The following is a 16,592-nucleotide window of genomic DNA, read 5'->3' as shown; positions in this document are numbered from 1 at the left end:
CATTGTGTGGCGGATAACCCGTACGATGATGAAGCGCGATGCGCGAATGATGATGCCGGCTGGTCTGGCCATCGTGATCGGCACCCTCTTTATGTGCCTGACGCTTCTTTTTGGCAACGTGGCGAATGCCTCCATGCGTCGCGAGATCAGCATGGATGCCGGCCAAGCCAATTATGCTGTGACCTCCAGAAGGGATCAGGACAAGCCAATTCTGTTCGACGAGTTCGATAGCAGGGGGCTGTCGAAACCGCAGGGGGTTCGTGGTCTGCGCCCCGATGTCAACCTCATGGTGGATACGGAAGCAAACGGTCAGTCCAGCAAGGGGATTCTGGCGATTATGGGTGCCAGGCGGGAGCTCATGCCTATCGATTTGGATCGGGGACAATGGCCGGATTCAGACGATCAGGTGGTACTGCCGCGTTCCGTCGCCGACAGGCTCCGGGCGCGTCTCGGGGATAAGGTGCGCCTCCATCTGTCCCCGTTGATGTTGCCAGGAAGTGATAGTGCTCAAGATTCTTTAAATAAAGAACGCCTTGTCAGCCAAGGTTCTGTGGACTTGACCATCTCAGGCATCAGCAAGAGCCGTGGTGGACAGTACGACGACTTCGGCGGAGCTGTGGTGCTGACGGGTTCCCGGATTGATCGTCTGCTGACTAAGATGGGAATGGTTGGACCGGCGTCCCCTCCTGTGGAAAACGTCTATCTGCAGGTTGATGGCCAAGGCAAGGAACTTCAGAACACTCTGCATGAGATCAGTCGATACGTTCCCGACGGATACCGGCTGGAGGACCGTCGCGCCATGGAGGACAGGCTGCTCAGTGAGCAGACAGGCAATGGCGTGAACATTATGACTGTCTTCCTCATGACTTTCGGTGTACTGGCCATGGTGGTGGCTGCCTTGGTGATTGCCAACACCTTCCAGATCATGGTGGCCAGACAGCGCAGGTATCTGGCCCTGCTGAGGGTTATTGGTGCGGATCGACGGCAAATCAGGTTAGGCGTGCTGCAGCAGGCACTGCTTCTTGGTGTCATATCGTCCTTGATTGGCATTCTGCTGGCCATGGGCTTGATGGGTCTTGCCGGTTGCCTTGGTTTGCATTCGGGCACCATGGAGCTTGCACTTCTGCTTACTCCTGCTGCCCTTCTGGTTCCATTTGCGCTTGGCGTTCTGGCAACCTTGGTGGCTGCCTTTGGGTCTACGCGTACGGCTATCAGGGTCAGACCGCTTGAAGCCCTGCAGCCAGTGGATTATCAGGAGCAAGGAAACAGGAAACGGACCGGTTTGCTGATCAGCATCCTGTTGGCGGTCTGCGGCTTAGTATTCGTGATCTGGTCCTCTTGGCGTGTCAGGGAGCTAGTCAGGACAAACACCGGCGATACAGTCCAGACCACTAATCAGCAGGAACTCTTGCTGGGTCTCGCGGTATTGGGTGTTTTGCTGATTTTTCTGGGTGCGCTGATCGGGGCGCGTCGGTGGATTCCAGCTCTTCTGCGTTGCCTGGGTAGGCCTGTGTCCCGGATTGGACCATCTTGCAGGGTTGGAGTGGCGAATATCGCACGAAATCCCTCACGAGTCGCTGCCACAGGTGTTGCTCTGCTGATTGGCGTAACCCTGGTCTCCACTCTGGCTACAGGTGCGGCAACCACTAAACGGACCTTGGCCAAGGATATTGATCAGCGTTATTCCTTGGATATTGAAATATCTGGTCAGGGGCTGAATAAGAATAATGTGCGGGCCATTGAACGGATCAAAGGTGTCGCTGATGCAGAGCTGGTGCAACGATTCAATGCCAAGGTCGAGTCAGGAGGCCCCTCACAAGATTCCATGACTGTCTACGCCTTGAATACTTCACGGATCAGGCATGTGCTTCATGCCGATCTGGGTCCAGATACGCAAAAATCGGATGCACTGCTGGTGTCGACCAGAACGATTTCCAAGCATTCCGGTTACCGGGATGGAAGTCAGCTGAAGTTGTCGATAGCCGATCCTCAGGCGGACGATGAACGTGAAAAGGAGGCAGATGCAAGAAGAACATTGACTGGGGTCTTTGCCGGATTCGGCGGGCTGGATACCAGTGGCGTCTATGCAATCACGGACTCCCGGAATGTCGCTGGAATTGAGACCAAGGCGCATGAAATCTGGATCAGGACGCAGGGAGATCGCGATGCCGCGCTGCTCTTGGATGACATACGTCAGGCTGTCGGAGAGCATGACGACATGGCTATCAGCGGTGGGCTGACGCAAAAGCGGCTATGGGGCGAAAGAATCGATTCCTTGTTGGCGATCATGGTGGCATTGCTGGGCGTTGCCGTCATCATTGCCCTCATAGGGGTCTCCAACACTTTGATGATGTCGGTGCTGGAACGCCGTCGTGAGACCGCCACGCTCAGAGCAATCGGCATGAGCAGCGTCCAGGTTCGCCGATCCTTGGGAGTCGAGGCCTGCATGATTGCCCTAGGAGCCAGTCTGGCTGGAATCGTTCTAGGAATGCTATTCGGGTGGATAGGAGCCTATCAGGTCTTTGTGCCCTTAGGATCCGTGACCTTCACCGTGCCATGGTCGGCTTTTGCGCTGATACTGCCAGTGGCCTTGCTGGCTGCGGTGGCAGCCAGTGTGCTGCCAGCCAGGGAGGCAGTCAAGGTTTCACCCATTGAGGCGCTCAGTGATGATTGATGCTGACTGATGGCCTGGTTCATACCAGATGGTTTTCGTAAGCGAAGACCACTGCTTGGACACGGTCGCGGGCATTGATTTTCTGGAGAATGTGAGTGACATGGGTTTTCACCGTGGGCAGTGAGATTCCCAGATTGTCGGCAATCTCCTGGTTGCTCAGGCCTTGGGCTATGTGAACCAGGACCTGCAGCTCGCGATCAGTGAGCAGGTCTGCTTCGGGATCGCGATAGGTTGAGCCCGATGGCATGGATCCGGTCGTAGGCATGTCATGGGCCATATGCTCGATTAGGCGTTTTGTAGCCGAAGGGGCGATGATCGCATTGCCATGGTGAACTGTACGGATGGAGGACAAGAGGGTTTCAGGTTCGGTATCCTTGAGCAGAAATCCTGATGCGCCGGCTTTTATGGCAGCCATGACGTATTCGTCAAGATCGAAGGTGGTCAGCACAATGACCCTGGGCTCCGGACGGTCAGGCGACAAAGCAGTGATCCGGCGGGTAGCTGTCAAACCATCCATGCCGGGCATTCGGACATCCATAAGGATCACATCAGGCCGCAGGCGTGAAGCCAGGTCCACCGCTTGCTCGCCGTCCGCGCCTTGGCCAACCACGGTCATGTCATCCTGGGAGCCGATGACCATGGCAAAGCCAGCCCGGACCAGATCCTGGTCATCCACGATGGCAACGCTGATGGGGTCGGTCCGTTCCATAACTGCCTGCTTCTTTCCGCTAGATGATGGTCAGCGCCACCATCCGATTTTATCTGAGTCGAGTGTGGCTAGGAATTGCGACAGGTTACAATTTGTAGCCAAGGTAATCGCTGTTTGATTGAGTGTTGTCTAAGCGATGGTTGTCTGAGTGATTGTTACCGAAATAACTGTTGATGGATCCACCACCAAATGGTGAAGTGAGCCGTTTCTGTCACTGACTCCTGGCCTGGGCTGATCTTCAGGTCCGTGATTCATGGAATGCTCCATTCTTCCGGTGGGCTGATTGCCTGCTGTGTACGTTTCCTATGTATCCATTTCCTGTGTGCCCGCCATAGGAGGTGTACATCATCAAGAACGCTCATGTCTGGAGTACGGTTGGTCCGATTAGACATGCTCTGGTTCCTTATCCTGTTGTGACTGTTGCGGAGGGTTGTCAGGCTGATCGTCAAGATCTACTGGCAGGGGTTTGGCTGGGTGAAGAGCCGGCGAAGGTGTGGTCTTGTGGGTGGGATCGACCATATGGTTCCTGTCTGAATTGGGGCTCTCGTCTGACACGTCGGTGGTGTCATTGTCTGAACGCGAATCAGTGCTGGAACTGTGACGCAGGACTGTGAGTAGTTGTCGCATACGAGCCAGGGCATGGCGTCCTTGGGTTGCAATGTCGCCGAAGGCTTGTGCTACCTGCTCTGGGGGAGGGTCCACCTCCTTGACTTGGTAATCGTTCAACTGAGCGAGTGCTTTGCTGGTGGATGCAATGACTGTATTCAGTGTGGCGGCCACCTCTATCTGCATGGTGGCGCCGATGAGTTCACGCTCTAGATTGGCTGCCAGAGCCTGGCTTTCCTGCAAGGTCTGGTTTAGGGCGCGCTCGCGTTCCTGCTGGAGAAGCAGGACCGAACCACGAGTGCGTCGGCGTGAGGCAATCAGAATGGTCAGCAGGCAGATCAAGGCCGGTGTGGCCATCACTATAAAAAGCGCTAAATGGGATGCAGAAAAAGAGGCTTCTGCCGGTCCTTCTGTCATGTAGGACAAAATGGTGGGACACCCTTGGGTATTGACTGCACATCTGACAGACCACAAAACCATATCCGTGATGACCGCGAACGGAACCCAGCGCCTGGTGGAGTTTTTACCGTAAACCATCGCCGAATAGACGGCGATTGGGGACAAGACTGCAGCTTCCGGCAGCCAGGGCGAGAAGAGCAGCAGCAGGGCGGCGACTGCAGCCACTATGGCGGCGCAAATGCCGGGACGGACCCTGCGCACAATCAGAGGCAAAGCTATAGCTAGTGTGGCAATGATTCTTACTGGCCGGCCTGGATCATATTGGGGAGTGACAGGTGCTATGGCGAGAGCTTGACCTGGATTTTCTACCAATAGGATTCCGATTACCAGACCCAGGTCGGCCGTCAACGGATGGCGTTGGAACCAAACGAAGAGCGTGGAGACAATCGAACGCAAGGACCATTGCGTTTGCTGGTTGGCATGTATTCCTCCTTCAGGGTCGGATTTTGGCGGAGAAGCAAAGGGAATCCATGCCTGGAGGTGGTAACCGCCTTTTGACTTGGGACCAGCTTGGAGGCTGCCTCCCAAGGAAGTCAGTCGTTCGCGCATTCCCAAAAGGCCGAAACCTGAATGCTCAGGTTGATCCATCTGCGGCGGAGAATCTGAATTGGTAGTGGCGTGGTCGAGCGGGTGGTCGTCAATGGTGAGGCACAGACCGTCTGTGAGCCACTGTTCTTCAATCAGCACATCCGAAGCCGAAGCGGCATGCTTGCGAACATTGGTCAAGGCTTCTTGAAGGATCCGATAAGCAGTTATGGCGCGGCTGCGATCCAACTTTTCTGGGTGGGGTCGGCCTTCGAGGCGTCGGTTGAATTGAGATTCTGGCTGAGCAAGTTGGGCGGCATCTATCAAGTTTGTCCATGATCCGTAGCTGGTCGGCGGATTGCTTGAAGAGGTGGCACCTGAGGGCCAAATACACGCATTGTCGGCCGTATCAACGTTGGCCTTGGCAGTGTTAGCAGCTGGAGTTTCTTTGCTTGTGTGAAGATAGTCGCTGGCTTGGCTTGGCTGAGTGCGATCTGTTTCGGCTGGATCCGGATCATGAGCGTTCGCGGGTTGACGAGGGGAATTCGTTTGGGCAGTTGCTTGAGATTGGTCAAGGATATGGATGTCGGCAGGATCCGTTGGTGGTGGGGAAGACGGGTGCTGGCCGGGAGGAGAATCCGATGTTTTTTGGCTGGTTGCGGCCGCTGGGTTGGTCGGTGATTTGAGTTTGCCGAAGAGAGAGCTCAGCTCGCGTAGGGCTCGACGGCTCTCTTGATCGATTGTGCGCATGGTCTTGAAGGCCAGGCTCGTATTGGCAGTGGCTGCGTATCTGCCGGCATCGGCCTGCACGATGACGATGGACAGTGTGTGGGCGACGACATCGTGCATGTCACGCGCTATGCGGGCCCGCTCAGCACTGGCGGACAGGGCGGCGCTCTGTTCTGCCTGCAGGGCCAAAGCGTGATTGCGTCGCCGGGCCTCGTCAAGGGCATCTCGCCTGGTCCGCGTCCAGTAGGCTGTGACGATGGCTACGAGCAGTAAAAGCCCTTCGATCAGAAAATTCGATAGGAAGGTGGTCGCCAGTTCTCTGAATGAGATCGGCCACATTGAGGTGCGGTCCGGTTGTGCTCTGCCCGGAGGCAGAAACCCCAAATCGACCAATGTGAAGATAAGGCAGGATAAGGGCGTCATGACCCAGGCCAAGGTCAGGTAGAGTCGACGCAAGGATGGGCGTCCATAGAGCAGACATGAATAGACCATAACCAGGCAGACTGCATCGGCGGGCATGATGGCTGGCCCCAACAAAAGCTGAGCCAGAGCCACAGCAACGAAGAGCCAGGCTGCCAGGTCGGGAAATCGACGACGGATAACGACAGGAGCTATGAGCAGGACCGTCCACATCAGGATTAGGTTTTCCTGCAAGGGGATCAGGGCCCCATCTTTGAGATTGGCGGTGGAGCCACTCAATAGAAGCAACAGAAGGATGGCGAAGAGAGCGTCAGTCAGCAGCATTCGATTATTGGACCTGGTGATTGGTCGCTGCGCTGTTTGACTGACTGTGCTCATGGGATCAACACTATTCAGGGAAGGAGGAAGGTGCCATCAGTCCGAGGGATGATGTGGTCAAATGTGGTCCCAGGCTCTCCCAAAGTGGATAAGTCGGAGCAGTCGTGATCGGGAATGGGTGCTGAATGGCGAGTCGGAGGATGGTGAGTTGGGAGATAGTGAGCCGGAAGATGGCGGCTTTGCAGATGGCGATTGCCGTTTATCGGTCTGGCCGCTTTGGCCTTGGGAGGCCTATACCGTTCCTTGCCATGGTGCTGTACACGCATTCTTAGATGGAATGGCTTTCTGCATAGCATACACGGCCGAGACATATGCGTGCCCAAATGCCCATCCCAACCCTTGGAGGGCTTTAACTGGCAACAAGTTCGGATTCCATGCTTGGATTCAGCAGGCAGTAAGAGCGGATCGCAGACTTGCGCTCAGTTGGCAGTGAGTATGGATTCCATATGGATTCCACATTTGTGCTCAACCGGCAACCGGCAACCGGCAATTGGCAACCGGCAACAAGTATGCATCCCATATCCATCCATCCAGCCTGTATTCCACAGATACCAGTCAGGCCGACGAATCGTCGTGTATTCCGCAACGGTTCGTCGGCCTGACAACGCAGGGGAGGGCACCCAATCTCAGGAGAAACGCAGCCGAATCTGCTCGGCCGTGCCGTAGGAGGCCTGCGCCCCCTGCCCGGTGGCGGCGTAGGCGGAGACGTAGGAGGCCAGCTGGGCGGCCTCAACCAGGGTCATGTCGGAGGCCAGGCCGGCCAGCACGGTGCCCATGAAGGCGTCTCCGCAGCCGGTGGTGTCCACGGCGTCCACATGCACGGCGTGAATCCGGTAGGTCCGGCCCTGGTCCAGCACCATGGAGCCCTCGCCGCCCAGGGTGACGATGGCCCGGTGGAAGCCGAAGTCCTGCATGGTCTGGTTGATCCGGTCCCAGTCGGCCCCCAGCCAGTCGCCGTCCTCGGGCTCGTCGATGCCCAGCAGCTGGGCCATCTCATGCTCGTTGACCAGGATCAGGTCCGAGTTGGCGATCAAGTCGGCGGGCAGGTCGGCGCGGAAGGGGGAGTCGTTGAGCAGCACGGTCATGCCGGCCTCGTGGCCCATGCGCGCGGCCTCGGTGACCGTCTCGATGGGGCTCTCCAGGCACAGGCCCAGCACCTTGGCCGAGGTCAGGGCCTGGCGGGAGCGGTGGGCGTAGTCCACATCCACCTTGCCGTTGGAGCCGGGGGAGTAGACGATGGTGTTCTCGCCGCGCGCATCCACGGTGATGACTGTGGTTCCGCTGGCTCCCGGCACGGTCATCACATGGGAGACGTCCACCCCGGCATTGCCCAGCTGCCCCAGCAGGAAGTCGGCGTTGGAGTCGGATCCCACGGCCCCGAAGAGCCTGACCTGGGCGCCGATGCGGGCCGCGGTCGCCGCCTGGTTGGCCGACTTGCCCCCCGGCAGCACCTGCAGGGGACCGCCGTTGATGGTCTCGCCGGGCTTGGGCAGCCGGTCGGTGTTGACGGTGTAGTCCGCATTCATGGACCCGACCACCGAGATGGACCCCGTGATGGTATCCAGTCCCTTGAGCACCTGGTCGGGTGCCGCCGCCATATCTTGAATCATGTTTCTCCGTTCCTTGATGAGCTTGTCCGCCTTGATGATCACGCTGTGACAGGTTCAGGGATCCTGGCCGGTGTGCGCGGGCGGCCGCCCCACCGAGGCGCAGTGGCGGTAGCTGGTCTGCAGCCGGACCGACCGCACGGGCGAGCCTGCCATCAGAGCCAGGAGCATGTCCACGCAGCGGGTCCCCATGGTGTCGATCTGCTGGGAGATGGTCGACACGGCCGGGGTCAGGATGCGGAAGACGGGCAGGTCGTCGAAGGTGATCATGGACAGGTCCTCGCCGATGCCGATTCCTCGGGACTGGGCCGTTTTGATGGCGCGTATGGCATCCAAGGAGGATCCGAAGAGCACGCCGGTGATGCCCTGCCGGGCCCAGAGGTCGATCATGTCGGGGTCGAAGGTGCCGGGCTCTACCTGGTCGGCCAGGGGGTCGTCCATGCCCTCGATGCCTGCCAGCAGGTTCCGGTATACGCCCAGGCGTTCGCGGAAGGTGGCCGATTCCTTGAGGGGCCCGGGCACCAGGGTGATGCGTCGGTGGCCCTGGGCGTGCAGATCCTCAAGGGCCTGTCGCAGGCCGGGCTCGGGGTCGGCGTCCACGCAGGGGATGGCCCGCCCGTCGCGTCCGGCGGCACCCTCGGCGGCACGGTCCACGCAGACCAGGGGCAGCCCGCGTCTAGTCAGCTCCTCCAGGGTGTGCGAGGAACGCGGCCCGGGCACGATGATGGCTCCGTCGATGTGCTGGCCCAGCAGGTTGCGCACCTGGGCCCGATCCTCGCCGGGGTCGCCCTGGGTGGAGGTGCAGATCAGGGTCTGGAAGCCGTGGTTGAGCAGTTGGCCCTGAATCAGATAGGCCAGATCCGCGAAGTAGGAGTTGCGGATGTCGGGGATGAGCAGGCCGATGGTGCGCGAATGGGCGGAGTGCATGGACCGGGCCCGGGAGTCCGGCACATAGTGCAGGTCGTGGATGACCTGGTTGATGCGCTGCCGTGTGGCGGGGGAGATGCGCCCGGAGTCATTGAGGGCTCGGGAGACCGTCGATACGGAGACACCGGCCCGTTGGGCCACATCCCTGATCGTCGCGTACGCCATCATGGCCTTTCGTCGAAGTGGTCGGCCGCCGGGCCGGACTGCCGACCTCGGCGGTTGCCTGACCGCCGCCATGGGCAGGCGAACGGTTCTGACAGCCTTCAGTTATATCAGTGCGGTAACGATACCGCAACTTTCACAGCATGGACCGTCGAGGGTTGGCTGTGGGTGAAGGAGGGCGCGGCTAAATGCTCGAGGATGAAGCTGCTGTTTGCGCGATTATGCTGGGATAGGGAGATGAACAGTGGCCGGGCTGGCTTTGGGTTTTTGCCCGTGGCTGGCCTGGCCGTGTTTCCTCCTCTCCCGGGCTGGGGCGGGGGCTGCATGCCTGCCCTCGGCTTCCGCCTGCGGAAGTGTGGTGGGGGCGCGGGAGGGAAGTGTCGGCTCTCTTGGGGTTGAGCCTTGATTGGCACGTTCCTCCCTGGTCCCCCTATGTAGGGCCGGGGGCGGGGGGATTGATACGCCGCCCGGCCGCTCTTACTCGTGCGAAGCGTGTGACAGTTGGTGTGTTTCCGTCCGGTGGCGGCGGGATGCCAGGACTCCGCCCATGCCGGTCATGCCGGTGGCCAGGGCGAGCAGGATGCCTTCCCCGCCGGCCTTGGGGAGCACGCCTGCGGGCAAGTACGTGTATCGGAGGGAGGTGTCCGGCGTTTGGGCTGCGCCGCCCAGCGTGTAGTCCACGCTGACGGTGACCGTGCCCGGCTGGTGTGCGGGTGTAAGCACGGTCACGCTATTGCCATCGCCGCGCGTCAGGCCTGGTACTGCGGTCTGGTCGAATCTGACGCCGGTGATCACCGGCTGCAGATTGAACATCACCGGCACAGGAACACTACTCCTAGCATTGCTGTTATATTCCCCAGTGGGGATGCTGTCGTTGCCGAGCTGGCCATAGCCGTTGCGTCCCCATGCTTTGGCGTATCCGTCCGCGCCTATCACCAGCGAATGATAGCCTCCGGCGCTTATTTGCGCTGCTTTTAGCCAGGGTCCGGCTGAGCTAGTGGATTGCGCGGAAGCGAACACCTTTACTGGGATAGGCCGATTGCTCGTGGTGTTGTTGCCGAGCTGACCAAAGTAGTTGTATCCCCATGCCCAGATGTTTCCGTCTTTGTCGACTGCAAGCGAGTGAAAGGTCCCGGCGCTTACCTGGGTGGCTGCCACTGCGCGCGCATTCGCAGGATATCGAACACGCGCGGGAATAGGATTCGCACTGCGGGTGCTGGTGGTGGTGCCGTTGCCGAGCTCACCATGATCATTTCTTCCCCATGACCATGTTTGTCCATCTTTGTCGACTGCTAGCGAGTGATCCCCTCCGCCGCTCACCTGTACGGTTTGCAGTCCCTTGCTTGTGTCAGTGGGGTTGGCGGGGTCGCACACACGCACAGGAACAGACGAATTGCGGGACTTGTTGTTGCCAAGCTGGCCATCTTCGTTTAATCCCCAGGCGTAGGTGTATCCGTCGCTGCCCACGGCTAGCGAATGCCAGCTTCCGGCGCTGACTTGTATGGCTTTCAGTCCTTTGCTTGTGTCTGTGGAGTTGGCGGGGTCGCGTACACGCACAGGAACAGACGAATATGAATAGGTGTCGCTGGTGTTGTTTCCGAGTTGGCCATAGTTGTTAAGCCCCCAGGCGTACACGTATCCGTCGCTGCCCACGGCTAGCGAATGCGAGTAACCGCCGCTGACTTGTATGGCTTTCAGTCCTTTGCTTGTGTCTGTGGGGTTGGCGGGGTCGCTTACACGCACAGGAACAGACGAATATGAATAGGTGCCGCTGGTGTTGTTTCCGAGTTGGCCATAGTTGTTAAACCCCCAGGCGTACACGTATCCGTCGCTGCCCACGGCTAGGGAATGAGCGTTTCCGGCGCTAACTTGCACGTAGGTGAAATCCTCTGGCAGGTCCGGATACGTCTTGCGGTCAGGCGTCCTCACCATGATCGGCGTAGTCTGATAGCCGCCGGTTGTCCCGTTGCCGAGCTGGCCATACTGGTTGTATCCCCAGGCGTAGGCGTTGCCGTCGCTGCCCACAGCCAAGGAAAAACTTGGCGTTTCTGTTGACCCGCTGACCTGGCTGAATCTGATGCCGCTTCTCGTCGCTGGCGGGGTGATGGCAGTGGTTTGCTTGCCCAGCTGACTACCCTTGTCCGGGCTGATACTCCACGTGTTGTTCGGGTCTTGGCGTGTCCATTTGGCGGTGAGGGTGAGGTTGCCTGTGACTGGTTTGCTGAAGTCATACGCGACTTCGCCAATGAACCACCCGTCGAACAGGTAGCCTTCACGTACCGGGTTGGGCGAAGGCCGTTTCGCTCTGCCATACGGGTAGGGGACCTGCTGCGGGTCCGGTGTCGGGCCTCCTTCGCCTGTATTAAAGTCGACCGTATGGCTGGTTTCCGACTCGGCATCTCTGGTCAGGGTCTGGTCGACGGTGTATTTCAGGCTTCGAGTGAAAGGTTTGCCGTCCTGCTCCCCGGTAATGGTGATGGCTGCTTGTCCTGGCTTGCTGGCGGGGATTTCCACCTGCCATGAGTTGTTGTTCCTGCTGAGCGTCAATGTTTGGCTATCCACGCTGGCTGATTTCAGGAGGGCCGCTTGGGTGGTGTTGAGTCTTGCTGGCTGGTCTTGCTTGTCTAAGCTCCACTGGTATAGGATGCCCTGACCACTTATAGCGGTGATTCTCCCGTTTGCAGCGGCAGCTTGCGTGTAGGCATGCTGTCCCTTGCATGCGCTGGCGGGTGTATCGTCTGGCTCCCAAGCCCAGAGGTGACCGTCCTTGCCTGTGATAATGGTCTTGCTGCCGTTGGCTGTGATCCGACTGGCCTGTGCGTCATCTGGCAGTCTGAGAGCTGTGGGATTGGTGGTGCTGTCGGCTAGGTAGTAGGCCTGCCCTTCCACGTCCAGGAGCAGGAATCCCATGTTGAGGGCTTGGGCTTGGATGATGCGGATTCTTGGGTCTTGTTTGATGCGTGCAGGCTTTACGCTAGCAGTTTTGCCTGTGTCCCGGGTCCATGCTTGCCCGTCAGAGTCCAGGGCGAGGATCCGAGTGTCGGAGGCGACCGCGGTGACAGTCTGCGCTTGTTCGGGCAGGCCTAATGTGGCTTGTTCCGGGAGCTTTGAAGTCTGGTTTTGGCTGTTTTTAACGGTGTGGATCTGTCCCTGCCGATCCACTGCCAAGAGCCGATTGCCATTCATGCTGATGCTGGTGAACTTGGTGTTCTGGCTGTTGTCGAGGATGGTGGGCGTTGTTTGTCCGTTGGACCAGGTGTAGATGTGCTGGTCGGATCCCAAAGCTGCATGCCATCGGCTGCCGGTTGCAACCTGCTGGTAGTGGAACCCGGCAGGAGCCTGGACGGGGAAAGGAACCTGCACGGGTGTGCTGTCTTGGGTCCAGGTGTAGATGCGACCGTCACCGGTCAGGCCAAGGATCTGCTCATCTTTGGCTTGGATGCTGGTGTAATAGGGTTCCTGCGGACTGGGCGGGTTGATGGTCAGGAGTGCGCCGGAAGCGGGCCCATGGTCCGGGCTCAGCCGCCAGTCCGTGACCTTGGTCCACTTGGCTTCCAGGGTCGTGTCCCGGAGGATGGGGATCTGGAAGTCGAAAGGCTGGCCGTCGAGTGTCCACCCGTCGAACCGGAAGCCTTGACGTTGCGGGTTCTGTTGTGGGGGAGTGGCGAGGGTGCCGGTTTTCACGGTTGACTGAGTGGGCTTGCTGCCGTCGGCCGGGTCGAAGCGCACTACATGCGTGGTTTGATTATCTGTCTGTTCGGCTGATTCAACCGGAGTGGGATCTGCGCTGTCAGGTGTTCCCGTCGTCGATGACGTGGTTTCTGGACTTGCTGTTGGGCTTAACGGTGTGGTGGTCTGTATCGGTGATGGTAAGGGTAGTGGTGTGTTGGTTGCGTTGCTGGGGAGGGTGCCGGGGGTTTGCTTAGCTACGCGAGGGGTCTGACGACCCCCCCCCCCCGGTGAGTATGGGAGCGTCCGCCTGGGCGGATGCGACGCCCAGGCCTGCCAGCAGGCTGATCAGGACGGTCATCATCGCCAGGATGCGGCGCAGACGGAAAACCAGATGCATGAAACCAAAACCCCTTCACCAAACACCAAGCGGTATCAACACCGCTTGCCTATTCAAAGTTCTACCTGCCAACGTCAACCCTGCATCAAATTGCATGAGTTAATGGCGCAAGCCAGTCGTCTTCTCGACGTCCCCCGTTTTTCACCCTACCACCCAGTCCGCAGACAACACACAAGCCAGAACCAATCGTCCGGCGACAATGAGCGTGGCAATTGGGGAAAAGCGATTGTTTACGAAATTATGAGGTTGTAGGGAATGAACGGCGACTTGCCTGACTGAGTGCTGTAAGCTTTATATGTCGGCCTGTCTGTGTTTCTCTGTTTCTCTCCTTTTTCCGAATGTGGTGTGCATGCCTGCCCTGAACTCCAGCAGATAAAAGTGTGGTGGGGGTGCGGGAGGGGGTGTCGGCTCTCTTGAGGTTTAAGCCTTGATGGACACGTTCCTCCCTGTCCCCTCCCCCTGTGTAGGCCGGGGGCGGGGGGGATTGATACACCGCCCCCGGCCTCTCTTACTCGTGCGAAGCTTGTGACAGTTGGCGTGTTTCCCTCCGATGGCGGCTGGGATGCCAGAACCCCACCCATGCCCGTCATGCCGGTGGCCAGGGCCAGCAGAATGCCCTCACCGCCGGCCTGAGGGAGCACGCCTGCAGGTGTGTACGTGTATCTGAGGGACGTGTCGGTCAGTGTGTTTCCCGCGCCGCCCATCGTGTAGTCCACGCTGACCGTGACCGTGCCTGGCAGATGTGCGGGCGTGAGCACTGTGACGCTGTTGCTGTTGCTGACAGGAGTCAGATGCGTGCCAGGGCTGGTGTCGAACTTGGCTGCGGCGATCACCGGCTGCGGGTTGAACATCACCGACACGGGAGCTAACTTGCCGTTGGTGGTACCGTCGCCGAGCCGACCGTTTCCGTTGTTTCCCCAGGCGTACACGTATCCATCACTGCCCACGGCCAGCGAATGCCAGTATCCAGCACTGATCTTTGTGGCTTTCAGTCCTTTGCTCGTATCAGTAGGGTTGGCGGGGTCACGCGCGGGCACAGGAACATGCGAATCCGTTTTCGTGTTATTGCCGAGTTGGCCAGAGCTGTTGTATCCCCAGGCGTATGCGTATCCGTCGCTGCCCAGGGCTATCGAATGCCGGCCTCCGGCGCTGACCTGTACGTAGGTGAAATTCGCTGGCAGGTCTGGATACGTCTTGCGATCAGGTTTCTGAACCATGACCGGCGTATATCTGGAGTTTTTGGCCGTCCCGTCGCCAAGCTGGCCATACGTGTTGTCTCCCCAGGCGTACGCGTTCCCATCGCTGCCCACAGCCAGGGAGAATGAACCAGTGTTTGAGCTGCTGATCTGGTTGAACTTAATACCGTTTGTATTGGTTGGTGGGGTAATGGTGGTTCTTTCACCGCCGATTTGGCTGCCCGTATCAGGGCTTATTGTCCACTTGTTTGACGACCAATGGGCAGTAAGTCTGAGGTCTTTGGTCACAGGCTTGCTGAAGTCGTAGGCGACGTTGTCGATGAACCATCCGTAGAACTGGTAACCATTGCGCGTCGGGTCGGGGGAGGGCCGCTTCACCCTACCGTAGGGGTAGCCGACTTGCTGGGGTTGGGGTGCCTGGCTTCCTCCTGCTGTATCGAAGGTGATCGTGTGGGTGGAATCCTGTTGAGCATCCCTTAACAGCGGCTGGTCGACGGTGTAATTGAGGCTCTTGGTGAAGGGCTTATCGTCCTGCCTGCCGGTGATGGTAATGACGGCCGGTCCGGGATTGCGGGCGGGAACATCTGCCTGCCAGGCGTCGCCGGTTTTGCTGAGTGTCAACGCTTGGCCATCCAGGCTGGCTGATTCCAGGGTGGGAGCTGTGGTGGAGTCGATTTTTGCCGGCTTACCGGGCTGGCCTTGGGCATCGATGCTCCACTGATATAGGCTGCCCTGCCTGTCTAGGGCGGCGATTTCGTTGCCGATGCGGACTGCTTGCATGTAGTGCTGGTTCCCGTTGCCTGCGCGCATGGGCGCCTCGCCTGGCTTCCATAACCATAGGTGCCCGTCCTTGTCTGTGATTATGGCTTGGTCATTGCTGGCGCTGATCCGGCTGGCTTTCGCGCTTTCTGGCAGGTTGACGGCTTTGGCGCTGGTCGTGCTGTCGGCCAGGTACCGGGTCTGCCCGTCAGCGTCCAGCAGGAGCAGCCCCTGGTTGAGGGCTGCAGTCTGCATGATGGGTGACGGCTTCGTGTTTTCTGCCTGGTCTGGCTTCCATGACCATGCCTGCCCGTCCGCGTCCACGATGAGTGTCCGGCTGGGGGAGGCGACGGCGAGTATCGCCTGAGCTTGCCCGGGCAGGCTGATCGTGGATTGCTCAGTGGGTTTCATGTTCTGGCTGTCGGCCTGGCTGGCCTGGAAATTGTGGACACGGCCCTGCTGGTCCACGGCCAGCAGCCGGTTGCTGCTTGTGCTGATGCTGGTGAACCTGATGTTCCGATCAGTGTCGAGGATGGTGGGTGTGGGCTGTTGGCTGGTCCAGGTGTAGATGTGCTGGTCGGATCCGAGGGCCGCCTGCCACTGGCTGCCGGCGGCGGCTTGCAGGTAGTGGAACCCTTCGGGAGCCTGGGCAGGGAGAGGAACCTGTTTTGGTGTGCCGTCTTGTGTCCAAATGTAGATGTTGCCGTCGCCTGTCAGACCGACAAACTGGCTGTTTGCCGTGTGGATGCTCGTGTAATAGGGTTTTTTCTTGTCGGGCGGACTGACGGTCAGCTGTGTACCTGAGGAGGGTCCGTGGTCCGGGCTCAGAGTCCAGTCCGTGGCCTTGGTCCAACGGGCGGTCAGCGTCGTGTCTTGCAGGATGGGGGTCTGGAAATCGAAGGGCTGGCCATCAAGCGTCCACCTGTCGAACCGGGAGCCCTCACGTTGCAGATTGTTCTTCGGAGGTGAGGCAAAGTTCCCGGTTTTCACTGTCGCTTGGGTGGGATTGCTCCCGTCGGCTGAGTCGAAGCGCACCGTGTGCGCGGCCTGATCATCTGTCTGCCGGGATGGCCTGGTTGAAGCGGAGTCTGCACTGCTTGGACTGTCTGTCGGCGATGACGGGGTGTTTGGGCTTGATGTCGTGGGGCTCAGGGGCGAGGCAGTTGTCAGAGGCGAGGGCGAGGGAAGCGGCGTGTCGGTTGTGCTGCTGGGAAGAGTGGCGGGGGTTTGCTTAGTTACGCGAGGGGTCTGACGACCCCCCCCCCCCCTCGATCAATATAGATTCAGTACCAGCGTCGGTTTCAGCTTCGGCTTCGATCATGCCCAAGCCTGACAGGAGCAGCAGAAGAATAATCGCGAAGGTCAGTGAACG

General features: G+C 59.1%; 8 protein-coding genes. 1 reads left to right on the top strand and 7 read right to left on the bottom strand.

Annotated features, from left to right (window positions below):
* Window positions 1-25: 25 nt before the first annotated feature.
* Complete coding sequence (locus H3T92_RS00950; protein WP_198189251.1) at window positions 26-2,674, top strand: ABC transporter permease; 2,649 nt, start codon at window positions 26-28, stop codon at window positions 2,672-2,674.
* 19 nt (window positions 2,675-2,693) lie between these two features.
* On the opposite strand, the gene H3T92_RS00945 is transcribed toward H3T92_RS00950, so the two are convergent.
* From H3T92_RS00945 to H3T92_RS00915, 7 genes are all read right to left on the bottom strand, one after another.
* Complete coding sequence (locus H3T92_RS00945) at window positions 2,694-3,383, bottom strand: response regulator (RefSeq protein ID WP_198189250.1); 690 nt, start codon at window positions 3,381-3,383, stop codon at window positions 2,694-2,696.
* A gap of 384 nt (window positions 3,384-3,767) precedes the next feature.
* Window positions 3,768-6,446, bottom strand: a complete 2,679-nt coding sequence (locus H3T92_RS00940; RefSeq protein ID WP_442859986.1) for a DUF7134 domain-containing protein — start codon at window positions 6,444-6,446, stop codon at window positions 3,768-3,770.
* Between the two features lie 680 nt (window positions 6,447-7,126).
* Window positions 7,127-8,110 carry a ribokinase gene (locus tag H3T92_RS00935; RefSeq protein WP_101432793.1) on the bottom strand — a complete coding sequence of 328 codons (984 nt, stop codon included), beginning with the start codon at window positions 8,108-8,110 and terminating at the stop codon, window positions 7,127-7,129.
* Between the two features lie 54 nt (window positions 8,111-8,164).
* The gene (locus tag H3T92_RS00930; protein ID WP_198189248.1) at window positions 8,165-9,199 is read right to left on the bottom strand and encodes a LacI family DNA-binding transcriptional regulator; all 1,035 of its coding nucleotides are present in this window, start codon (window positions 9,197-9,199) and stop codon (window positions 8,165-8,167) included.
* Window positions 9,200-9,673: 474 nt separating this feature from the next.
* Entirely contained in the window at window positions 9,674-12,925 is a 3,252-nt protein-coding gene (locus tag H3T92_RS00925) for an RCC1 domain-containing protein (RefSeq protein WP_198189247.1), read from the bottom strand.
* Between the two features lie 193 nt (window positions 12,926-13,118).
* The gene (locus H3T92_RS00920) at window positions 13,119-13,265 is read right to left on the bottom strand and encodes a hypothetical protein (protein ID WP_198189246.1); all 147 of its coding nucleotides are present in this window, start codon (window positions 13,263-13,265) and stop codon (window positions 13,119-13,121) included.
* Window positions 13,266-13,495: 230 nt separating this feature from the next.
* Window positions 13,496-16,255, bottom strand: coding sequence for an InlB B-repeat-containing protein (locus tag H3T92_RS00915; protein WP_332460640.1), 2,760 nt, complete (start codon window positions 16,253-16,255; stop codon window positions 13,496-13,498).
* Window positions 16,256-16,592: the final 337 nt, after the last annotated feature.

The sequence above is a fragment of the Bifidobacterium sp. W8112 genome (genome assembly GCF_016101425.1).
Classification (GTDB): domain Bacteria; phylum Actinomycetota; class Actinomycetes; order Actinomycetales; family Bifidobacteriaceae; genus Bombiscardovia; species Bombiscardovia apousia.
Note: the sequence above shows the minus strand (reverse complement) of the source record. Positions and strands in the feature narration are given on the sequence as shown.